Genomic DNA, 21186 nt, shown 5'->3' with positions numbered 1-21186 from the left:
CTCAATCGGCGCTGGCCAGCCGTTCCAGCGCCGCATCGCTCAACGGCGCACCGGCACTGCGGGCCGCATACAGTGCCGCACCCAGCACCGGCGCCAGGCGCGGCGGCGTCAGACGGTACGGGCCTGTGCTGGCTGCCAGCGCTTGCGCAAACGGCGCCTGCAGCGGGCCATCGGCGCCAAACAGGCCGCCGCTGTAGGACACGGCCACTTCCTCATCCTCCGGCACACCCAACGACCCGCGCACCGCATCGACCAGCGCCACCAGTTCCGCGGCCGCCTCCATGATGATGGCTTGCGCCTGCAGGTCGCCCAGCGCGGCCGCCTCGCTCACCAGGCGCGACAAGGCCGCCACGCGGCTGCGCTCCGCCTGCAGTTCGCCGTAGATCACCTGGCACAGATCCAGATCGTCGGCCAGGGCCAGGCGCTGCCGCACCAGCTTGTACAGCGATCCGCGCGGCGCCCGGCCATCGCTCATGCGTGAGAACAGCGCCAGGCCGGCGCGCGCGATCCAGTGGGCCGAACCTTCGTCGCTGAACAGTTCTCCCCAGCCGCCGGCGCGGGCGCGGCGGCCGTCCAGTTCACCGTACGCCATCGAACCGGTGCCGCCGATCACGCTGATGCCGTCGGCGCACGCCAGCGATCCGGCCCAGCTGCATACCATATCGTTACCGCACAGGTAGCGCGCATGGCCAAGGATGGCGCGTGGCAGCGCATCCAGTTGCGGCTGGACCGCGCGGTCTTCGCCATATGCCGGCAGACCGAAAAACGCGAAGGTCAGGTCGCTGGCAGTGACGCCAGCTTCAGCCAGCAGCGCCTGGCAGCCGCGCGCCAGCATCGCCGCCATGCCGTCCAGGCCCACTTCCAGATAATAGGCACTGCTTTCGATATGGCGTGCCAGCACCTGCCCCTGGCTGTCGATCAGCGCAAAGGCGGTTTTGGTGCCGCCGCCATCAACCCCGAGGAACATGCTCGTCTCCTGCGAACGGATAGATCGTCACGCCACGCACCACGCGGTTGACGGTGCCGGAAGCGCTGGGCGTGTCCGGGCGGATGCCCTGCGCCAGCGATTGCAACAGTGCGAACGACTGGCAGAACAGGATATAAGGCAGCGCCAGCGCCAGGTCCGGCGCATGCTCGGCGCCCTCCAGCACCACGCAATCGTTCTCCAGCTCCGGCGCAGCGCGGCCGCTCAGCGCCAGCACGCGGCCGGCGCGGCCATCGTTGCGCAGCTCGCGCAGCAGGTCCAGGTCATAACGGCGGGCATAGGGATCGTTCGACAGCAGCACCACCACCAGTGTGTCGGCATCGACAACGGTCTTGGGACCGTGACGGAAGCCCAGCGGCGAATCGAACAGCGCCACCACGCGGCCGTCGGTCAGTTCCAGCAGCTTGAGCGAGGCCTCGCGCGCCAGTCCGCGCAGCTCATTGCTGCCCAGGTAGACCACGCGCTTGAACTGGCGCGCCACCAGCGCCTGCAACAAGGGTAGTTCCGCCTCCAGCAGACGGCTGGCCGCGGCCGAAGCGGCGGCGGCGGCGCGTGGCGCCAGCACGCCGAACGCCAGCGCCGCCGTCAGCAGCATCGAAGTGAAGCTGGTGGTCATGGCAAAGCCGCGGTCATGGGTGGCATCCGGCAGCAGGATGGCAAAGGCATTGTCGCGTCCCTGTGCCATGCGATACAGCTCGCCATCCGCGTTGCAGGTGATGACCAGGTGGCAGACATTCTCCACCAGCTGGTCCGCCAGCGCCACAGCGGCCGTGCTTTCCGGGCTGCTGCCGGAACGGGCAAACGACACCATCAGGGTCGGCACCGCCGGCTGCAGGAAGCGCAGCGGGCCGGAGACGAGATCAGTCGTCGGCACGGCTTCGGCGCGCAGCCCCTGGCCCAGCAGGGCCGGCGCCAGGCATTCGCCCAGGAAGGCCGAAGTGCCGGCGCCGGTCAGCACCACGCGCAGATCGGCACGCGCCAGCAGCGGCTTGAGGAAAGCGTCGAGGGCACCGCGCCGGCTGCTGACCAGCGCATCGATCTCCGGCCAGACGGCCGGCTGCTGCGCGATTTCACGCGCAGTCTGGCCACCTCCCGCCGCGTCCAGGCGGTCTGCGCCGATGCCCAAAATCTCCTTGTCTGCTACTAGCATGTTTCCAACTCCTTTGTTGCGGCGCCTGCGTTGCAGGCGTCCATGTACTGGCGCAGCACCCTGGCTACACCCTCTTTGAGTAAATCGGCAGGCTGGTTGCGCAAGCGCCCTGCGCGCACCGCCTCATACTGCGCCGGCAAATACTGGCTGAGCAGCGTCAACGGCGGCGCGGCGCGCGTCAAATTGTCAATCAGGCGCGCCTGCGCTGCCTGAATCGCGGGGTGCGGCCAGTAGTAGCGTATGCGGTCGCTCAGGCTGTACTGCTGATCGAAACGCGCGCTGGCCGCATCGCCGCCGTAGTATTTGCGCCAGTATTCCGGCTCGGCGCGCATCACTTCCAGCACCGTATTCTTGAAACGCGAGCCGCTGCCAGCGGCCATCTCTTCTTCAATGTCGGCCAGCGCCCACAGGGTCTCGCGCAGCGCGAACGTCAGGCCCGGCCCCACTTTCAGAATGGCGAAATGGCCAGCCACCAGCGCGGCCAGATTGGACGGGGTCTGGTAGTCGGTTGAATGCGCCTCATAGACCAGCGTCGGCTCGCCCTCGATGAAGCGGCTCAGCGCCGCCGCGCGCTCCGGCTGATAGTCGATGACCTTGTGGTGATCAAACTCCACGCCCGGCTGCACCACCAGACCGATCACGCGCGGCCACACCGCTTCCAGGCCGGCGGCGGCAAAGGCCAGGCGGTGCACCTTGATCGTCAGCGCCGCGGCGCCTGGCGTGGTAACGCTCAGTTCCTTCAGGTCTTCATGGGCGCCGCCCGGCACCGGCACCTCGGTGCCGACCACATACACCGGCGCCTCGCCCCCCACCGCCTGCCATGCCCGTTCGGCCACCGCGCACAAGCGCGCCGCGCGCTCGGCCACCACCGCATCCGGCAGCGGCACCGGATCACCGGCGCAGGACATCGAGCAATCAAGGTGGATCTTGCGGAAGCCGGCCCGCACGTACTGTTCGATCAGCACTTCCGACCTGGCCATCGCCGCCTCCGCCGGCTGGGCCTGCCACGCATTCGGTCCCAGATGGTCGCCGCCCAGCAGGATGCGCGTGCGCGCCAGGCCGGTACGGTCGGCAATGCCGTACACGAAATCGCGGAACGCCGCCGGCGTCATGCCGGTATAGCCGCCGTCCTGATTCACCTGGTTGGAAGTCGCTTCGATCAGCACCGGCAGTTCACGCTCCAGCGCCGTTTCCATCGCGGCTTCAATCACCAGCGGATGCGCCGAGCATACCGCGTGGATGCCGACCGGTTCGCCGGCCTTGTGGCGGCGCACCAGATTCAATAAATAGTCCATCGATCAGTCCTTGAATAATCAGTTCATGCGCCGCTGTCATCCGGCTGCAGCGCCAGGAACAGCGCCGCCGCCAGCGACAGCACGATCCCCGCCAGCCGGTAACCGCTCGGCAGCGTCGCCGCCAACGCCATCGAAATGACAGTGGTCAGCAGCGGCGCGCCGGCATTCACCAGCGGCGACACCATCAGCGCTTTGCCATGGCGGAAGGCATACACCAGCGTCAGCGCGCCCACCGCGTTCAATACCTGCGTGGCGGCAGCCAGCAGCGGCCCGGAAGGACCGTAGTTAATCGGTTGCGTAAAGTCCGTCATCGCCAATGCCACCGGGATGAACAGCAAGGCGCTGACCGTCATGTAGAAGAAAATGCTTTCCGCATCCATGCTGGCGTTGGCCAGCTTGATGAAGTAGGCCTGCAGGCCCCAGGCCAGCAGTACGCCCAGCGCCAGCAGGAACCACAGGCCGTACTGCTGCGGCGCACCGCCCGGCGTGTAGTCGAACAGCGGCAACGCGCAGACCGCCAGTGCGATGCCGGCCATGCCCATCATGCCGGTGCGCTCGCGCAGGAACAGGAACGACAATGCAATCGTCAGCACCGGCGACAGCGAGATCAAGGGGAAGATCAGGTAGGTCGGCCCCGCCTTCACCGCGTAGAACAGCACCATCTGCCCGCCGGCGCCGAGCAGGCCGATCGCCAGGCCATAAGCGACCGCGCGGCCGTCGCGGCGCACTTTCCAGCCGGCCCGCGCCAGCACGAACAGCGCCGGCGGCACCATGGTCAGCGCCCACACCACATAGATCAGCGTTTCAGGAAAGCCGTGCTGGCTGGGCAGCCCGGCAAACGCGCCCCACACGCCCCACAGCAGCGTGGTGGCCAGCGCATAACCCAGCCAGCCCGGGCGCCGCACGGCGGCGCCTTCGGTTGATATCGTGCTTGTCGTCGTATTCATGGCGCTCCGTCAGAATTTCACGCTCATGCCGGCCACGTAGGTGCGGCCCCAGGTCTCGAAGCCGTACAGCGCGTCGCTGCGGCCAAGGTTGGAGCGCATCACCGCATCGCCAAGATTCTTCCCTTCGACGAACAAGGTGATGTTGCGGGTCACGTCCCAGGATGCCGATGCCGTCACCCAGGTCAGCGCATCGACCTTGTTCGGATAACCCGCCAGCACGTTGGTGCTTTGCGTGTATTCACCAGTGTAGTCAAACGAAATCGAGGCGTTGATGCCGTTCTTTTCGTACAACAGGCCGATCGAGGACGCGGTCGGCGCCACCCCTTCCAGCTGGCCGACATACACGCCGTTCTGATAGGCCTTGGTCCAGGTCTTGGCGAACTTCGCGTTGAAGCCGAAGCCATTGTCGAACAGGTGCTGCACGCCCAGCTCCAGGCCGCGCACGCGCGCCTTGTCGCCGTTGACCGGGTGCGTCACGGTGTACAGGTAGCCTGGCACGCCGATATCCACATGCTCGTCGGTCTGGTAGGTGACGAAGTTCTTGATCTGTTTTGCAAAGATCGCCGCCGTGATGGCCGACTTGGGACGGTAGTACCATTCGGCCGACAGATCCTGCTGCACCGCCTCGGTCGGCTTCAGTTTCGGATCGCCGACCACGTTGAGGATGTAGCTGCGGTCCAGCGTGTTGTCGGTGCGGGTCGGCGCCAGCTTGTCCAGCGAGGGACGGGCCATCACCTTGGCCAGCGCGCCGCGCAGGACCACATCTTCATGCGCCCACCAGCTGATGTTCGCCGACGGCAGCAGCTTGGTGTAGCTGCCATCCTCCGACACCGGCACGGCCGGGCTGTAGACGATCTTCGGACTGCTGGTCGGGATGTTCGGCGTTGGGTCATCGATCGAGACGATCTTGTCGATCGCGCTCTTCGAGGTGGTCTTGGTGCGCACCAGCCGCGCGCCGACGTTGCCGCTCCAGTTTTCGCCGGACAGCTCCAGCTGGCCGTACAGGGTGGCGGTCTTTTCGCGCACCGAATACGAATCGGTCGGCACAAACACCGGCTGCGACTTGCTGACGTCATAGGTCTTGCCGGTCGGATTGCCGTCCGCATCCAGGATCGGCTTGCCGTCCAGCGCCTTCAGCGCCGCCAGATACGCCGCCACGTCGAACTTGACGAAGCTGCCGGGGAAGCTGCCGCCGGCGTTGCGCATGTAGTTCGGCAGCGTCATCGGCTGCACCACGTTGGCGCCCAGCGATGCAAACGTGGTGGAATACATGTCGCAGTACTGGCAGGCGCCGCCGCTCTTCTCGTTGCCGATCGAGTTGCGGTCCTTCTTGCGGTTGGTGGCGCTGGCGCCGAATTGCAACGCATCGATATGCCATGCGCCGCTCAGGGAAAGACGCCCGTCCAGCGAGGCGCCGTCGATGGTGTCCTTGATGTCGGTGCCGGTCAGGCCGGCGAAGTGCACGCCGTAGTCCTTGTTGCCCAGACGGCCGGCCGCGAGTTCGGTGGCCAGGTCGCGGCCATCTTGCAGTGTCACGCGGATGTCGGGGAAGCTGCCGTTGTTGGCGCGGTAGTAGCCGGTGTTATGGCCGGCGATGCCCGCCACCACGAAAGTATTCTTGCCGCCCGAATCGCGCTTCGAGGTCGAGCGGTACAGGTCACCCGTCAGCTTCAGATCGGGCGACGGTTTCCATTCGCCGCGCCAGCCGGCCTGCATGGTATCGACCACGCGGTCGGCGGTCACGTTGGACATTTCAGGAATCAGGTCGTGCACGGTCATGCTGGTGATCAGGTGATCCTTGACCACCACATCGGACCAGCGGTCCGGCGCATGCTCGATGTAGTAGGACTGCTGATAGCCGATTTGCGGCGAGTCCAGGCGCGTGGCCAGGCCATCCACCGTCATCTTGAAGGTCGGCGAGACTTTCCACTCAAACGCGCCGGACAGCGCGGTGCGCTTCTTCTCTTCAAACACGGAGCCAAACGAAATGCAGCATGGCGCCAGCAGATTGCTTTCACCAGATCCGATCACGCCATCGCCATTCACATCAAAGCTGCCCGGCGCATCGGCGTTATAGGTCTGGTAGCCCAGCGAATCGGTACGCACTTTGCGGCGGGACACCACCGCGCCCACCAGCACGCCCATGGTGTTGTCATTGAAGGTGTTGCTGATTACGCCGGACAGCTTGCCGCCATCCTTGCGCGACAGGTCATTGTGGTCGGCCTCGAATCGCACCGAGGCGTGATAGCCGGGATTGTCCATCGGGCGCGCGGAACGCAGATTGACCGAGCCGCCGATGCTGCCCTCCATCTGCGCCGCATCGGCCGACTTCATCACATCGGCGCCGCTGATCACCTCCGATGGCAGCACGTCGAACGCGAAATCTCGGCCGTCGCCATCGGTTGCCAGAATGCGTTTGTTGAGGGTCACGATGTTGTAACCGGAACCGAGGCCGCGCACATTGATGTACTGGCCCTCGCCGCCGCGGGTGCGCGATACCGAGATACCGGAGATGTGGGTCAGCGAGTCCGCCACGTTATCGTCGGGGAAGCGGCCCAGCTCAGTGGCCGAGATCGAATCCTGAATGACGTCGGCATTGCGTTTCAGTTCCAGCGATTTGGCCAGGGCGGCACGCGCGCCGCTCACCACCACCACCGGCGGCGCGGACGCATCGGCAGGCGCCGGCGCTTCCGTCTGCGCCTGAGCGAAAGCCATGCCGCATACCGCCATCTCCACCGCCGCCGCGATCAGGCTGCGCCGAAGTCCCTTTTCCATTCTGCTGCCCATACCAATTCTCCCTTGTTGTACTGTGTTTTGCCTGTGGTTTGTGACTTATGTAAGGATAGTAATTAGCAAAGAACGAAAACACAATAGACTTTCGATTTATTTCTTTTTGATGTTGTATTTTCGTTTTCTTTCGTTTCTACGTGAAATATCTTTCTCTGTGTTTCGATTCAACAATGTTTGATGGCATGGCAGCCACGATCTGGTAAGCTGCCATTTTTGACAAATCAACAGCAAAACCCATGCGACTCAGTAGTCAACGCCGCGCCGCGATTCTGGAAGCGCTGACCCAGCACGGTTCAGTGCAGGTCAACGAACTGGTGGAGCAAATGGGGGTCTCCGCGGTGACCATCCGCAGCGACCTCAGTGCACTGGAATCCCAGGGCCTGGCCACGCGCAGCCATGGCGGCGCCATGCTGGCCCGCACGCCGCCGGCAGAACAGAGCATCCGCCAGAAGGACGCCATCAACCACGATCAGAAAGAGCGCATCGGCGCTTACGCCGCGCGCATGGTGCAAGCGGGCGACAACATCATCATCGACTCCGGCACCACCACCATTTCGCTGGCGCGTCATCTGCGCGAGGCGCAAAACATCACAGTCATGACCAATGGCCTGAACATCGCCTGGGAGCTGGCCGATGCGCCGGGCGTGGACCTGATCCTGACCGGCGGCCTGCTGCGCAAGCAGTCGCTGTCGATCCAGGGCACGCAGGCCGAAGCCTGCCTGCAGGCTTACAGCTTCGACAAATTGTTCCTCGGCGTGGACGGTTTTGATCTGCAGTTCGGCGTCACCACCCACCACGAAGCGGAGGCCAGCCTGAATCACAAGATGGTGGAGCGTGCCAAGAAGATCATCGTGCTGGCGGATGCGTCCAAGTTCGGCCGCGTGAGCCTGCACCGAATCGTGCAGTTGGACAGCGTGCACACAGTGGTCACCGACGCCGGCATCAGCCCGGAATACCGCGACGGCCTGCTGGAAGCCGGCATCGAGCTGCTGATCGCGGAGTGACGTTGTGCTGAGCGGACGTATTCTCACCCCGAATGGCTGGATCAACGGCAGCATCGCTTTCGACCAGCGCATCCGGCACATCCGCGAGGACAATGGCGCGGACAGCACGCTGACCATTCTGCCCGGCTTCATCGACCTGCACGTGCATGGCGCGGCCGGCGTGGACATCATGCAGGGCGGCCACGCCGGCGCCACCGTGGCGCGCGCGCATGCGAAGCATGGCACCACCGCCATGCTGGGCACCACCATGACCGCCACCGACAATTCGATCCGGCGCGCCTTGCGCGGACTGGCGCCGGTCATTGCGCAGCGCCCGACTGGTGCCGCGCGCATGCTGGGCGTGCACCTGGAAGGTCCCTTCCTCAGCATTCACCGCCTGGGCGCGCAGCCGGCCGAACCGGTTGTGGTGGGCAGCATGGATCTGGTGCGCAGCTACCACGAACTGGCGCCGATCCGCGCCATGACGCTGGCAACCGAAGTCGATGGCCATCTGGCGCTGATCCCGCAGCTGAATACACTGGGCATCAGGGTGCAGATCGGCCATAGCAACGGCACCTATGAAGACGGGGTGGCGGCGCTGGAAGCCGGCGCCGCCGGCTTCACGCATCTGTACAACGGCATGACGGGCCTGAATCACTACAAGCCGGGCATCGCCGGCGCGGCCCTGGCGCATGCCGAATATGCGGAGATTATTCCGGACCTGCAGCACGTCGAACCGGGCGCGATCCGCGCGGCCCTGCGCGCGATTCCACGTCTGTACGGTGTGACCGATGCGACGTCGGCCACCGGCATGCCGGACGGCGAATATGGCCTGGGCAGTCAGCGCGTCTACAAATGCCTGGGCTGCGTGCGATTGGCCACCGGCTCGCTGGCCGGCAGCGTGCTGACCATGGACCAGGCCTTGCGCAATTTTGTCGGCCTGGGGCTGGATATGGCGGATGCCTCGAATCGCCTGTCGCTTTACCCGGCGGATTATCTGGGCGAGACGGAGCGCGGCCGTCTGGCGCCGGGCGCCTGGGCAGATATTGTGGTGCTCAACGCGGAATTACAACCGGTGGCCGTCTTCGTGGAAGGTGAAGCCATCGATCTGACGACCAACTAGACGGAGACTCGATGCAAGCACGCGCCATGGGATTCTTATTGTTCATCGCGGGGATGGGTGGACTGCTTTACGGTATCGACGTTGGCATTATCGCGGGCGCGCTGCCTTATCTTGAATCCACCGCCTCGGTGGCCTGGCGCCTCAGCGCGCAGCAGCTGAGTTTTATTGTGGCTGCGGTGTTGCTGGGTTCTGTGCTGTCTTCCCTGTTTGCCGGCGCGCTGGCGGACTGGATCGGCCGCCGCTGGGCCATGGTGCTGTCCGGACTGCTGTTCACCCTGAGCATTCCCTTGATTGCGCTGGCCGATGGCTACGTGCCGCTGCTGCTGGGCCGCCTGCTGCAAGGCGTGAGCGGCGGCCTGATTGGCGTGATCGTGCCTCTGTATCTGGCCGAATGCCTGCATGCGCGCCAGCGCGGACGCGGCGCGGCCTTGTTCCAGTTGCTGCTGACCGTGGGCCTGGTGGCGGCCGCGGTGATTGGCTTGATGCAGGCGCATTCTGTGGAGACGGCCACCGCCGCCGCCCGGCACCTGGCGGAAGGCGAGCGCGCGGCGGCGGTGTTTGCGGCCAAGGACCACGCATGGCGCAGCATCTTCTGGTGGTGCCTGACGCCTGGCATCGTCTTCACGGTGGGCGCGCTGCTGCTGGCCGAGTCGCCACGCTGGCTGGCGCGCCGCGGCCAGATCGAGGCAGCCCGCGCCGCCCTGCTGCGCACCCGCCCCGCCGACGAAGCCGCAGCCGAGCTGCGCGAGATCCTGCAAGTCCTTGCCCCTGCGGCGGATGCCGCCGCAGGCGGAACGGCCAAGGGCGCAAGCGCCACCGCGCACGCGCGCGCCGTGCCGGCCGATCCGCTTCTGAGCCGCCGCTACCTGCTGCCTTTCCTGCTGGCCTGCCTGATTCTCGCCTTGAACCAGGCCACCGGCATCAACTCGGTGCTGGCCTACGTGGTCAACATCCTGAATCAGGCCGGCCTGCCCGGCACCACCGCCAACGCCGGCGACGTGGTGCTGAAAGTACTGAACGCCCTGATGACCGTGGTGGCCGTGATCCTGGTCGACCGCAAGGGCCGCAAGTTCCTGCTGATGCTGGGCACCGGCGGCATCGTCACCGCGCTGCTGGCGGCCGGCCTGCTGTTCCGCAGCGCGGAATCCGGACAGCACGACGTGCGCCACGCCCTGCAAGCGCGCGTGCAGTCCGACAGCCTGTCGCTGCAACTGGACGCCGCCACCCTGCAAAGCTTCGGCACGGCCAACGCCGGCGGCGCGCCGGTGCAGCTGACGGTCGCCTATTCCTACGGCCCGTTCACCAATGTGCAAACCCGCCGCAGCGACGACCCCGCCCTGCCGGTGCTGCACATGAATCGCGAAGACACCGTGCAAGCCGACAGCGTGATCGGCGCCTTCTTCCGCAAGCTGCATCTGAATCCCTTTGCCGATCCGGCACAAGGCAAGACAGCGCCGCTGCACATCGAGCGCGCCGATCTGGCCGCCGTGCCGTCCGCCACGCACGGCTGGCAGGTGGCGCTGGCCATGTGCCTGTTTGTAGCTGGCTTCGCGGTCGGTCCGGGCGTGTGCGTGTGGCTGGCGCTGTCAGAGCTGATGCCGACCCGCATCCGCTCCAACGGCATGAGCATCGCGCTGCTGATCAACCAGTTCGTTTCGACCATGATCGCCGCCACCTTCCTGCCGACGGTGGGCCAGTACGGTTACGCGACCATGTTCTTCTGGTGGGCCGGCGCCACCCTGCTGTACTTCCTGACCGCCACCTTCCTGCTGCCCGAAACTAAAGGCAAGACGCTGGAAGAAATCGAGGCTCACTTCGCCCGCTGAGCGTTATCGCGGTAAAGATCCGCGATGCGCGGAATGAAGCGCTGCGGGTGGGCTCCCGCCAGGTTGGTCAGCACGACGACGGCCAGCCGCTGCTCGGGGTAGACGATAAAGGCGGCACGGGCGCCGCCTATCCCGGCCACCTGAAGCTCCGGTTTGGTCTGCAGCACCGGCCATCCCGCGCCCCAGGCGCCATCGGCGCCGCTATTGAGCTTTTCCGGAGTCCACATCCGCTGCAAGCTCGATTGGCTGATCAACTGCCCTTTCGATAACGCGATTAGCCAGCGCGCGACTTCGTCGGCTGTCGACTGAATGCCGCCGCCAGCCCACAAGCCGTAGGGAATGTCATAGAACCAGTGGGACAGGCGATTGCTATCATCTTTTGCCGACGTGCCACGCGGGGAGTAAGCATAGATGATCGCCGCGTTGGAGACCAGATCGTAGCTGTCGCCAAACGTCGACAGCGGCATGCCGACCGCAGCGAATTGACGCTCGGCGATGTAACGCTCATACGGCAGCTTGCCCTGCTTGCTGATGATCTGCGCCAGCAAGGCATAGTTAGTCTGGTTATAGGCGAACACTTCGCCGGGAGCAGCGGCGACCGGGCGGGATTTCGCGCCGCGCCACGCAGCCGCTTCGCCGCCACCCTCAATGGAGCCTTGCTGGCCCACGATATCTGGCAGGCCAGAGGTATGGCCCAGCAATTGGCGCACGAGGATCCCACGCCAAGCCGCTGGCAAGTCATCCAGGTAGCGGGACAGTGGCGCGTCAAGATCGACCAGTCCCGCTTCCGCCAATTGCATCATGGCGACACCGGTGAAAGCCTTGGTGGCGGAATTCAGCGGAAAGCGGATGGCACGCGTGGCCGGGATACGGTTCTCGACGTTGGCCAGGCCGTAGCTTTCCGAAAGGACGACCCGCCCGTCCTTGACCACAGCGATTTGCAGGCCGGGTATGCGCTGCTCCTGCATAATATTTTGTATTGACTGCTTCGTCAGGTCGTTGGCTTCTTCGATACTGCCAGCGCCGGCACTGAACGCGTAACAGCACAACACTGAGGCAAGGAGGCGTGGGATCATGGATGTGCGCCTCAGGCCGGAGCCAGGCATTCCTCCAGCGTCAGTTCCAGCAGTGGGAAGTGGCCCGTCTCCACTTTGAAGAAGGCCGCCTGTGGGAAGATCGCTTCCCACACAGCGCGGTCTTTTTCCGCATCGATCATCGGGTCGTAGGCGCCGAACAGCACCGATACCGGCCCGGTGAACGGGCTTTGTACCGGCGTGTGATCGAGCGCGGAAAAATCGTCCGAGGTGGCCACCGAGGTGGGACCATCGAAGGCGCCCGGCTGCTGAATCAGTTCCGCAAACGAACGCGCTGCTTGCGCGCCGCCGTTCGGGCCGAAATACAGCTCCGTCACATCCGGCAGCAGCGACAGCGCGCCAAACACATCCCAGAAGCGCGGACGGCCCGGGTCTTCCTCATACATGGCCAGGGCGGTGGCCAGCTTGCCGGCATGTTCGTGGTCGGTATGCACGCGGAAGGCGCGGCGCGCGAAGCGCAAGGCGGCATCTTCCGGATTGTAGGTCGGCGCCAGCAGCACGATGTTCCTGACCTGCTCCGGCGCCTGGCGCGCGAGATGCACCGCCAGATGGGCGCCGAAGGAACTGGCCATCACGGTCAGCGGCTGGCCGGCTTCGGCGGCAACGCGGCGGAACTCGGCCAGCGTGGCGTCCAGCAGATCGCGGTACGGCCGTTCGGCGCAGGGTTTGGCCAGCGGCTGGTGCCACCAGTGGACGTGGCGGGCGTCCGGATAGCGGGCGCGCTCAAACACCGGACCCAATCCGGGACCGCCGTGCAGATAAAAAACCGAAGGTGCTGCCATGTTCTCTCCTTTGCATATGCAACGGCCATTATAAATATTGTTGATTGACATTGCCAAAAACCCGGCTCAAGATCGCTGCATGAAAAAATATCTCCTCGCCCTCTCCCTGCTGCTGGCGGCAGGCGCTCCCGCCCAGTCCCAGGTGCTGTCCGTGCGCGACCAGGCCACGGTCATCAACGAACTGCTGGTCGACCGCTTCGACAATCTGCTGCCGGTCATCATGCAGCAGACCGGCATCGATATGTGGGTGGTGGTCTCGCGCGAGTACAACGAAGACCCGGTGCTGAAGACCATGCTGCCGGCCGAATGGCTGAACGCGCGGCGTCGCACGGTACTGGTGTTCTACCGCGACGCCAACAGCGGCAAGGTGGAGCGGCTGGCCGTGGCACGCTACAACGTCGGCAAGAGCATCACCGCGGCCTGGGACATGAAGAAATTCCCGGACCAGTGGGCCGCGCTGGTGGACATCATCAGGCAGCGCAACCCGAACAGGATCGCGCTCAACACCTCGACCCACTTCGCCCACGCCGACGGCATTGACCATACCGAGTATAACGAGCTGCTGGCAGCCCTGCCGGCCGAGCTGAAAAAGCGCGTGGTGTCGGCCGAACCGCTGGCGGTGCGCTGGCTGGAGTCGCGCACCGAGCGTGAGATGCAGATCTACCCGCAACTGGTGAATGCCACGCACAAGATTATCGAGGAAGGCTTCTCCGAGCGCGTGATCACGCCCGGCATCACCACCGCCGACGATGTGGTGTGGTGGTTCCGCCAGAAGATCCGTGACCTGGGCTATGACACCTGGTTCCACCCATCGGTGGAAATCCAGCGCACCGGCAAAGGCCTGGCCAATGCCGAGGTGATCGTGCCGGGCGATCTGCTGCACGTCGACATCGGCATCACTTACCTGCGCCTGAACACCGACATCCAGCAGCACGCCTACGTGCTGAAGCCGGGCGAGACTGCCGCGCCGGCCGCGCTGGCCAAGGCCTTCGCCAGCGCCAACCGCCTGCAGGATATTTTGACGTCCAACTTCCAGCAGGGCCGCAGCGGCAATCAGGTGCTGGCGGCAGCGCTGCAACAGGCCAAGGCCGAGGGCATCAACCCGACCATCTACACCCATCCGATCGGCTACCACGGCCACGCGGCCGGTCCGGCCATCGGCATGTGGGACATGCAGGGCGGCGTGCCGGGCACCGGCGACGACCTGCTGCGCTACAAGACCGCCTATTCGATCGAACTGAACGCCGCCGCCACCATCCCGGGCTGGAAAGAGCCAGTGCGCATCATGCTGGAGGAGGATGCCTATTTTGATGAAAGTGGCGTGCGCTACATCAACGGCCGGCAGAAATCGCTGTTCCTCCTGCCACGGCCGGCCCCATCTGTTGAGTAGGGAAAACAAATAATTCCAGCAGGCTCTGGAGTGCCCAAAAGCGGCGACATTTGCGATCATAGCGGAATCGGACGCGAGGCCAAAACGTCCGCCCCCTCTGCTTTTTTGGCCCCAACCCAACTGGAGCAACGCTTATGAACTCGTTTGTGGAAACGCTGTCCCCGGCAGCCCGAAATCACGCAGAAGCCCGCATTGATTATTACGCCGACCTGACCCAGTCGGTGCTGCGCTCGCTGCGCCAACTGTCCGAGGTCAATGTCCAGTTCAGCCGTGACGTGCTGGACGAATCCACCGCCGCGCTGCGTTATGCGCTGCTGACCCCGCCCAACGAACGCCATCCGGAAAACACGCCGCAGCAAGCCGGCGCGCTGCTGCAAAAGCTGCAGGCCTATCACCAGCAGCTGGCGCAGGTGGTGACCGACTTTCAGTCCGACATCAACCAGATCGCCCAGGAGCATGTGCCGCAAGCGGCGCGCACCGCCACCGAGCTGGCCGACGCCGGCCGCAAGGCTGCCGGCAAGCATCTGATCGACGAAGCCAGCCGCTTTGCCACCATGGCCCAGCAAAACCAGGCCATGCAGCCGCCAGCCTCGATGCAGAACGCGCAGGAAGGCAACAAGAATTAAGCGGCGTTACGGTCCGCCGCGCGCGCCGGTGGCGGCGTACACCTGGCCGCTGGCGTAGCTCGACTCGTTCGACGCCAGCAGCACATATACGCCCGCCAGCTCGGCGGGCTGGCCCGGCCGCTTGAGCGGCGTGTCGGCGCCAAACTCGGGCAGCTTGTCCGGCGGCTGCCCGCCTGTCACCTGCAGCGGGGTCCAGAACGGCCCCGGCGCCACGGCATTCACGCGGATGCCTTTCGAGGCCAGCTGCTTGGCCAGTCCCTTGGTGAAAATCATGATCGCGCCCTTGGTGGCGGCGTAATCGATCAGGTTTTCGCTGGGATCATAGGCGTTGACCGAGGCGGTGTTGATGATGGCCGCACCCGGCTTGAGCAGCGGCACCGCGGCGCGGGTGATCCAGAACATGGCGTACACATTGGTCTTGAAGGTTTCGTCGAATTGGGCGCTGCTGATGTCGACGATGCTGTCGCGCGAAAACTGGCGCGCGGCATTGTTGACCAGAATGTCCAATCCGCCCAGTTCGCGCGCGGCGTCGGCCACCAGCTTCTTGCAGAACGCCTCATCCTTGATATCGCCCGGAATCGCCACCGCCTTGCGGCCTTCGGCGCGGATCAGTTGCACCACCTCGCGCGCGTCGGCCTCTTCGGCAGGCAGGTAATTGATGGCCACGTCCGCGCCTTCACGCGCGTAGGCGATGGCGGCCGCGCGGCCGATGCCCGAGTCGCCGCCGGTCAGCAGCGCCTTGCGCCCTTTCAGCCGGCCCGAGCCCTTGTAGCTGGTTTCGCCGTGATCGGGGCGCGGCGACATCTTGCTGGCCAGGCCGGGCCACGGTTGCTGCTGCTTGGGAAATGGCGGCCTGGGGTAGGCCTGGGCGGGGTCGCGCGGCAGCTGGCTGGGGGCGTCCGCGCCCGGTTGCGCGCCGGCGGGCGCCACTGCCGCGCCCAGCAGGCCGGTGGCTGCCGCGCCGACCAGCGCGCGGCGCGAATGATTCGGTGTATCCATGACGGTTCCTTTCTCGGTGAGAAGGGCCATCATTCGCCGTTTCGCCGCCGGGCTCTGTGCGGCGGCACGCTTACAGGAAGCGGTCCGGAATATCGCTGGCGAACGGATACATCGAGAAGTACGGCTTGGCCTCATCCAGCACCTGCTTGACCGAGGGCCGGGTGACCAGCCGTTCGAAGTAACTCTGCAAGTGGTGGTATTCCTCCGGGAACGGCAACAGCGTGGCGGCGTAGAACAAGGCCGGCGCCGCCGCGCAATCGGCCAGGCTGAAGGCCTCGCCGCACATCCAGCTGCGCGTGCTCATGCGCTTTTCGATCATCTTGTACGCCGTCTTGAGCTTGGTGCGCTCCTTGGTCTGGTCGCAACTGAGGCCGGTCAGGTGGGCGATGACGATGGTGGTCACCGGCTCTTGCACATAGTTATCAAAGAAGCGGTCCCACAGGCGCACGTCGAGCGCGTCATCCCAATCGGCCGGAATCATGGGCTGGGCGCCCGGATAGTGGCGGTCCAGATATTCGATGATGATCGAGGTTTCCGGCACGTCGCGCCGGTGGGTCTGGTCGCGCAGCACCGGGAATTTGCACAGCGGCCAGATGGCCTCCAGCTCGGCGCGGTCGGCCTCGTCGCCGAGGTTGATGATGCGCTTGTCGAACGCGGTGCCGTTCTCGTACAGCGCAATCAGCACCTTGTGACAGAACGAGGCCAGTGGGTGGTAATACAGGGTCAGTGACATGGTCAGCTCCAGAATGCGATACCAAAGATTTCAGCAAATGATACTTCAGCGGCAGCGATAGCGGCGGTCATTAAATGCTGGGAAACTTCCGCGGTCTTAAGCCGGGCAATCAGGCACCGGCGGACCACTGAACGGGAACCCACCATGCGCCATGCAATCACGATAACCCTCCTCTCCCTGTGCGCCTTCAGCGGCAAGAGCTTTGCCGAAGACGCCAAGCCGGCCACGCCCGGCGACAGTTTCACCGCCGGCATCGGCCTGGCCTATGTGCCGGAATATGCCGGCGCCGACAAGAGCCGGGTACTGCCCCTGCCCTTCCTGGAGAAAACCTACGCCAACGGCGTCTTCCTCAGCACCCAGCGCGGCATCGGCTACCAGACCGAGGTGGGCGACGTCAAGTTCAGCGGCGCGCTCGGCTACGATGGCGGCCGCAAGGACCGCAAGGAAAACTACTTCTCCGGCTCGGATGCGCTGAAAGGCATGGGCAAGATCGAGGGCGCGGCGCAGGCTGTGCTGAGCGTGGGCTATCAGGTCGGCAAGGTCGGCCTGAGCCTGACCACCAAGCAGAATCTCGGCCACCGCGAGTATGGCGCCACCTACACGCTGGGACTGGAGGCGCCGCTGTATACCAGCGCCAGCGACCAGATCGGCTTTGGCGCCTCGGCCGAGTATGGCGACCGCAAGCACGTGCAAACCTACTTCGGCGTGACGGCGCGCCAGAGCGCCGCTTCCGGCTACCGGGCTTATACGCCCAAGGCCGGCTTTGAGAACGTCACGGCCGGCGTCAACTGGACCCACATCATCGACAGCAACTGGGCGGTGCGCAGCGTGCTGGGCGTATCGCATCTGACCGGCGACGCCGCCGACAGCCCGCTGACCAAGCGCAAAACCACGCCGATGGTCCTGACGGCCCTGGTGTACAGGTTCTAAGCTGCCATGGAGTATCATTGACGAAAACTCATCGTTGAATCAATGACACTCCTCGCTTTTCTCCTCCTTGCCCTGGCCCTGTGTTCGGTGTGGACGCCGCCGCTGAGGGCGGTGCGCCGTGCGCCACCGCTGTGGCTGCTATTGTTCGTGATGGCCATGGCCTGGGGCCTGGTGGCCGGCGTGCTGGAACCGGTCGCCATCGCCGCGCTGGTGCTGCTGGCTGGCGCTGCCTATGCCTGCGCCCGCGCGCCGCGCACGTGGATGCGGCTGGCGTACGGCGCGCTGACCGGCGTGCTGGCGTTGGCGCTGGCCATGCACAAGCTGCCGGGCTTTCATAATCCGCGGCTGCTGGATGGGGTGGTGCTGTCGGCCGGCGCGGCGCCATTCACGCTGTATGCCAATTTCGACAAGGGCGCGGTCGGGCTGATTCTGCTGGCCTTGCTATGCCAGCGCGTAGGCGCCTGGGGCGAGCTGGGCGCGGTGCTGCGCCGCACGGCGCTGCTGCTGCTGCTGACCATCGTGGCCACGCTGGGCTTTGCGCTGGCGGCCGGCGTGGTCGGCGTCGATTTCAAACTGCCGCGGCAGGCGCCGTTGTTTATCGGCGTGAATCTGCTGTTCACAGTGGTGGCGGAAGAGGCGTTCTTTCGCGGCTTCCTGCAGGCGCGGCTGGCGTCGGCGCTGGCGCGTTTGCACTGGGGACCGTGGCTGGCGGTGATGGTATCGGCGCTGCTGTTTGGCGCGGCGCACCTCGGCGGCGGGCTGCGCTATGGCATACTCGCAACGATCGCCGGTCTCGGCTACGCGCTGGCTTACCAGCGCACGCAGCGCATCGAGGCGGCCATTCTGGTACACATCGCGCTGAACGCGGTGCATTTTATTGGTTTTACTTACCCGGCCAGGTTACACGGTGTCTGATTCTTCCCTTACTTCCCGCACCCTGCCCGGCGCGGTGGCCGGCCTGGTCGGCACCGCCACGGTGCTGGCCCTGCTCTACTTCGGCCGCGATGTGCTGATTCCGATCACGCTGGCGTTCATTTTCAGTTTCCTGATCGCGCCGTTCGTGCGCGCCTTGCGCCATCTTGGCCTTGGCCAGACCACCTCGGTCTGCACCGGCGTGCTGGTGGTGACCGTAACGCTGCTGGCGATCGGCGCGGTGATCGTGCAGCAGGTCGGCATGATGGGCGCCAGCTTGCCCAAGTACCAGGACACCATCGCCGCCAAAATCGAGACGCTGGACCAGTTGACGCGCGGCACGCTGGGCAGCCTGGGCGGGCCGGCGGGCCAGTTGATCGAGCATTTCACCAACGATAGCGGCAGCGGTGCGCAGCCGGTGCTGCAGGACGATGGCAGCGTGAAGACGCCGGTGCTGGTGGAAATCCACGAGCCGGCCTTGAAGCCGTTCCAGCTGCTGGGCAAGATCGCGGCTTCGGTGTGGCCGCCGCTGGAGACCGCCGGCATCGTGTTCGTGGTGTTGATTTTCGTGCTGCTGGAACATGAATCGCTGCGTGACCGCTTCATCCGTCTGGCCGGCGGCGGCGACTTGCGCGCCACCACCATTGCCGTCAACGATGCCGGCGAGCGGCTGTCGCGCTTTTTCATTTCGCAGTTTCTGGTGAACATCGCCACCGGGCTGGCGGTGTGGCTGGGCTTGAGTCTGCTGGGGCTCGGGCAGGCGCTGCTGTGGGGCACCATGACGGCGGTGCTGCGTTTCATTCCCTACGTCGGGGTGTGGATGGCGGCGTTTTGCGCCACCCTGCTGGCGGCGGCGGTCGATCCGGGCTGGTCGCTGGCCTTGATGACGCTGGGCTTGTTCCTGGCGGTGGAAATCATCGTGGCGCAGACCATCGAACCCAAGCTGTACGGGCATACCACCGGCCTGTCGCCGCTGTCGGTCGTGGTGTCGGCGATTTTCTGGAGCTGGATCTGGGGACCGGTGGGGCTGGTGCTGTCGACGCCGCTGACCCTGTGCCTGGTGGTGGCGGGCCGCTACATCCGCGCCTTGAAGGTGCTGGAGATCATGTTTGGCGAACTGCCGGCGCTGACCATGCCGCAGAATTTTTATCAGCGCGCACTGTCGGGCGATGCACATGAGATCGTCACCAGCGCCAAGCGTTACATGCAGCACAAATCGCTGGCCGAGTATTGCGACGGCGTGCTGCTGCCGGCGCTGCATCTGGCCAATTTCGATTTGAAGGACAGCGCCATCACGCCAGATGAAGAAGAGAAAGTCACGTCGTCCATCATTGCCGTGATCGAGGCGCTGAGCGGCAATCCCAAGTGGTGGAAAAAACGCAAGCGCAGCAGTGTGCTGGCCGGCGGCGGCATTGGCCGTCAGCTGCGCGAGCGGCGTATTTCGGACACCGGCGAGTGGCAGGGATCGTTTGATGTGCCGGCAGGCAGCCTGGTGCTGAGCATCGGGCTGGGATCGGCGTACGCGGAGCTGGCGACCGAGATTCTGGTGCGCATCCTGCGCGAGCAGAAAATCGATGCGCGCAGCATGAGTTTTGAGGATCTGGACAAGCCGGCACCGCCGGAAGCGTCACCGGAATTGGTGGCGATAGTGTGCCTGGTGAGCGTTAATCCGCTGCAGGATTGCGAGCTGATGACGCAAACGCTGGAACGCATGCGCCGCGATCTGCCGCATTGCAAACAGTTTGCCTTGCTGCTGCCGAGCCCGTTCGAGAATCCGGATTTGAAAACCTGCGTCTTCCCCACCGCCGACCATGTCTCGCGCTCGTACGAGGATGCGGTGCACAGCTGCCAGCTGGCCATGAAAGGCCGCGCGACTTTATGAAAACCCTGCTCCTGTTTGGCACGCTGCTTGCTGCCGCGCCCGCCCTGGCGCAAACCACGCTGGCCGACATCAACGCGCGCGGCGTGCTGCGGGTCGGCAGCACCGGCGATTACAAGCCGTTCAGCTATCGTGCTGGTCAGGCGGAATTTATCGGATTGGATGTGGAGCTGGCCGGGCAGCTGGCGCAGGCGATCGGCGTGAAGCTGCAGATCGTGCCGACCAGTTGGCCGACACTGATGAGTGATTTGGGCGCCGGCAAGTTCGACATCGCACTGAGCGGCATATCGGTGACGGCCGAGCGCCAGAAGCAGGCCTTGTTTTCGCTCAGCTATCTGCGCGATGGCAAGACGCCGATCACGCGTTGCAGCGAGCAGGCGCGCTTTCAGACGCTGGCACAGATCAACCAGCCGGGCGTGCGGCTGATCGTCAATCCCGGCGGCACCAATGAGCGTTTTGCGCGCAGCTATGCGCCGCAGGCGCAGCTGATCGTCTATCCGGACAACGTCACCATCTTCGGCCAGATCGTTGCGGGCGCCGCCGATCTGATGATGACTGACGCGATCGAAACGCGCCTGCAGCAGCGCCTGCATCCCGAGCTGTGCGCCGTGCATCCGGAGACGCCGTTCGACAGCGCGGAGAAAGCCATCATGCTGCCGCGTGACGATGCTTTCAAAGCCTATGTCGACCAGTGGCTGGGTCAACGCATGGCCGATGGCGGCGTAAAAAAGAGTCTGGACCG

17 protein-coding genes and 1 pseudogene are annotated in these 21186 nt (G+C 64.9%); 9 read left to right on the top strand and 9 right to left on the bottom strand.

Going from position 1 to position 21186, the window contains the following annotated elements; all coding sequences use genetic code 11:
- Position 1: 1 nt before the first annotated feature.
- From ABDW57_RS05270 to ABDW57_RS05250, 5 genes are read right to left on the bottom strand one after another with little or no spacing between them, the layout of a single operon-like run.
- The gene (locus tag ABDW57_RS05270) at positions 2–967 is read right to left on the bottom strand and encodes a BadF/BadG/BcrA/BcrD ATPase family protein (protein ID WP_343729163.1); all 966 of its coding nucleotides are present in this window, start codon (positions 965–967) and stop codon (positions 2–4) included.
- Entirely contained in the window at positions 951–2135 is a 1185-nt protein-coding gene (locus ABDW57_RS05265) for an SIS domain-containing protein (protein WP_343729162.1), read from the bottom strand. Before ABDW57_RS05265 ends, ABDW57_RS05270 begins: the two co-directional genes overlap by 17 nt.
- On the bottom strand, positions 2129–3430 hold the full coding sequence (locus tag ABDW57_RS05260) for a D-tagatose-bisphosphate aldolase, class II, non-catalytic subunit (protein WP_343729161.1): 1302 nt from the start codon (positions 3428–3430) through the stop codon (positions 2129–2131). Before ABDW57_RS05260 ends, ABDW57_RS05265 begins: the two co-directional genes overlap by 7 nt.
- 23 nt (positions 3431–3453) lie before the next feature.
- A complete protein-coding gene (locus ABDW57_RS05255) occupies positions 3454–4377 on the bottom strand; it encodes an EamA family transporter (protein ID WP_343729160.1) in 924 nt (307 codons plus the stop codon).
- A gap of 9 nt (positions 4378–4386) precedes the next feature.
- Positions 4387–7152 (bottom strand): TonB-dependent receptor, encoded by a 2766-nt coding sequence (locus tag ABDW57_RS05250; RefSeq protein ID WP_343729159.1) that lies wholly within the window; start codon positions 7150–7152, stop codon positions 4387–4389.
- 251 nt (positions 7153–7403) lie between these two features.
- Between ABDW57_RS05250 and ABDW57_RS05245 the strand changes: the two genes are divergently transcribed.
- Genes ABDW57_RS05245 through ABDW57_RS05235 form a run of 3 tightly spaced genes read left to right on the top strand, consistent with a single transcriptional unit; the run spans position 7404 to position 11099 of the window.
- On the top strand, positions 7404–8171 hold the full coding sequence (locus ABDW57_RS05245; protein WP_343729158.1) for a DeoR family transcriptional regulator: 768 nt from the start codon (positions 7404–7406) through the stop codon (positions 8169–8171).
- A 4-nt stretch (positions 8172–8175) separates the two neighbouring features.
- Positions 8176–9273, top strand: coding sequence for an N-acetylglucosamine-6-phosphate deacetylase (locus tag ABDW57_RS05240; protein ID WP_343729157.1), 1098 nt, complete (start codon positions 8176–8178; stop codon positions 9271–9273).
- A 26-nt stretch (positions 9274–9299) separates the two neighbouring features.
- Positions 9300–11099 carry an MFS transporter gene (locus tag ABDW57_RS05235; protein ID WP_343729156.1) on the top strand — a complete coding sequence of 600 codons (1800 nt, stop codon included), beginning with the start codon at positions 9300–9302 and terminating at the stop codon, positions 11097–11099.
- Here ABDW57_RS05235 and ABDW57_RS05230 read toward each other — a convergent pair.
- Together ABDW57_RS05230 and ABDW57_RS05225 are read right to left on the bottom strand one after the other, a co-directional pair.
- Complete coding sequence (locus ABDW57_RS05230; RefSeq protein ID WP_343729155.1) at positions 11084–12175, bottom strand: serine hydrolase domain-containing protein; 1092 nt, start codon at positions 12173–12175, stop codon at positions 11084–11086. The two genes, ABDW57_RS05235 and ABDW57_RS05230, sit on opposite strands and share 16 nt — an antisense overlap.
- A gap of 11 nt (positions 12176–12186) precedes the next feature.
- Positions 12187–12975, bottom strand: a complete 789-nt coding sequence (locus ABDW57_RS05225) for an alpha/beta hydrolase (RefSeq protein ID WP_343729154.1) — start codon at positions 12973–12975, stop codon at positions 12187–12189.
- Between the two features lie 79 nt (positions 12976–13054).
- Here ABDW57_RS05225 and ABDW57_RS05220 point away from each other — a divergent pair, with 79 nt between their 5' ends.
- Both ABDW57_RS05220 and ABDW57_RS05215 read left to right on the top strand, forming a co-directional pair.
- Positions 13055–14365 (top strand): M24 family metallopeptidase, encoded by a 1311-nt coding sequence (locus ABDW57_RS05220; RefSeq protein ID WP_343729153.1) that lies wholly within the window; start codon positions 13055–13057, stop codon positions 14363–14365.
- Positions 14366–14499: 134 nt separating this feature from the next.
- Entirely contained in the window at positions 14500–14991 is a 492-nt protein-coding gene (locus ABDW57_RS05215; RefSeq protein ID WP_343729152.1) for a phasin family protein, read from the top strand.
- Positions 14992–14997: 6 nt separating this feature from the next.
- On the opposite strand, the gene ABDW57_RS05210 is transcribed toward ABDW57_RS05215, so the two are convergent.
- On the bottom strand, positions 14998–15990 hold the full coding sequence (locus ABDW57_RS05210; protein WP_343729151.1) for an SDR family oxidoreductase: 993 nt from the start codon (positions 15988–15990) through the stop codon (positions 14998–15000).
- A 70-nt stretch (positions 15991–16060) separates the two neighbouring features.
- Positions 16061–16723 carry a glutathione S-transferase family protein gene (locus tag ABDW57_RS05205; protein ID WP_343729150.1) on the bottom strand — a complete coding sequence of 221 codons (663 nt, stop codon included), beginning with the start codon at positions 16721–16723 and terminating at the stop codon, positions 16061–16063.
- 144 nt (positions 16724–16867) lie between these two features.
- Between ABDW57_RS05205 and ABDW57_RS05200 the strand changes: the two genes are divergently transcribed.
- The 4 genes and pseudogenes from ABDW57_RS05200 to ABDW57_RS05185 all read left to right on the top strand — a co-directional run.
- Entirely contained in the window at positions 16868–17653 is a 786-nt protein-coding gene (locus tag ABDW57_RS05200; RefSeq protein ID WP_343729149.1) for a MipA/OmpV family protein, read from the top strand.
- Positions 17654–17695: 42 nt separating this feature from the next.
- Positions 17696–18568, top strand: coding sequence for a CPBP family intramembrane glutamic endopeptidase (locus tag ABDW57_RS05195; RefSeq protein WP_343729148.1), 873 nt, complete (start codon positions 17696–17698; stop codon positions 18566–18568).
- The gene (locus tag ABDW57_RS05190) at positions 18561–20447 is read left to right on the top strand and encodes an AI-2E family transporter (RefSeq protein ID WP_343729147.1); all 1887 of its coding nucleotides are present in this window, start codon (positions 18561–18563) and stop codon (positions 20445–20447) included. Before ABDW57_RS05195 ends, ABDW57_RS05190 begins: the two co-directional genes overlap by 8 nt.
- Positions 20444–21181: pseudogene (locus ABDW57_RS05185) on the top strand (transporter substrate-binding domain-containing protein); the annotation flags it as partial. The gene ABDW57_RS05190 and the pseudogene ABDW57_RS05185, both read left to right, overlap by 4 nt.
- Between the last annotated feature and the right edge of the window lie 5 nt (positions 21182–21186).

This window comes from Duganella sp., assembly GCF_039595735.1.
Taxonomy (GTDB): Bacteria; Pseudomonadota; Gammaproteobacteria; order Burkholderiales; family Burkholderiaceae_D; genus Rugamonas.
The sequence above is the reverse complement of the archived record's forward strand: the minus strand, read 5'-3'. Positions and strand labels throughout refer to the sequence as shown.

Bases quoted from the DNA above. Each gene is read 5' to 3' on its own strand.
- ABDW57_RS05270 (WP_343729163.1), bottom strand. From the start codon at position 967: ATGTTCCTCGGGGTTGATGGCGGCGGCACCAAAACCGCCTTTGCGCTG.
- ABDW57_RS05265 (WP_343729162.1), bottom strand. From the start codon at position 2,135: ATGCTAGTAGCAGACAAGGAGATTTTGGGCATCGGCGCAGACCGCCTG.
- ABDW57_RS05260 (WP_343729161.1), bottom strand. From the start codon at position 3,430: ATGGACTATTTATTGAATCTGGTGCGCCGCCACAAGGCCGGCGAACCG.
- ABDW57_RS05255 (WP_343729160.1), bottom strand. From the start codon at position 4,377: ATGAATACGACGACAAGCACGATATCAACCGAAGGCGCCGCCGTGCGG.
- ABDW57_RS05250 (WP_343729159.1), bottom strand. From the start codon at position 7,152: ATGGAAAAGGGACTTCGGCGCAGCCTGATCGCGGCGGCGGTGGAGATG.
- ABDW57_RS05245 (WP_343729158.1), top strand. From the start codon at position 7,404: ATGCGACTCAGTAGTCAACGCCGCGCCGCGATTCTGGAAGCGCTGACC.
- ABDW57_RS05235 (WP_343729156.1), top strand. From the start codon at position 9,300: ATGGGATTCTTATTGTTCATCGCGGGGATGGGTGGACTGCTTTACGGT.
- ABDW57_RS05230 (WP_343729155.1), bottom strand. From the start codon at position 12,175: ATGATCCCACGCCTCCTTGCCTCAGTGTTGTGCTGTTACGCGTTCAGT.
- ABDW57_RS05225 (WP_343729154.1), bottom strand. From the start codon at position 12,975: ATGGCAGCACCTTCGGTTTTTTATCTGCACGGCGGTCCCGGATTGGGT.
- ABDW57_RS05220 (WP_343729153.1), top strand. From the start codon at position 13,055: ATGAAAAAATATCTCCTCGCCCTCTCCCTGCTGCTGGCGGCAGGCGCT.
- ABDW57_RS05215 (WP_343729152.1), top strand. From the start codon at position 14,500: ATGAACTCGTTTGTGGAAACGCTGTCCCCGGCAGCCCGAAATCACGCA.
- ABDW57_RS05210 (WP_343729151.1), bottom strand. From the start codon at position 15,990: ATGGATACACCGAATCATTCGCGCCGCGCGCTGGTCGGCGCGGCAGCC.
- ABDW57_RS05205 (WP_343729150.1), bottom strand. From the start codon at position 16,723: ATGTCACTGACCCTGTATTACCACCCACTGGCCTCGTTCTGTCACAAG.
- ABDW57_RS05200 (WP_343729149.1), top strand. From the start codon at position 16,868: ATGCGCCATGCAATCACGATAACCCTCCTCTCCCTGTGCGCCTTCAGC.
- ABDW57_RS05195 (WP_343729148.1), top strand. From the start codon at position 17,696: ATGACACTCCTCGCTTTTCTCCTCCTTGCCCTGGCCCTGTGTTCGGTG.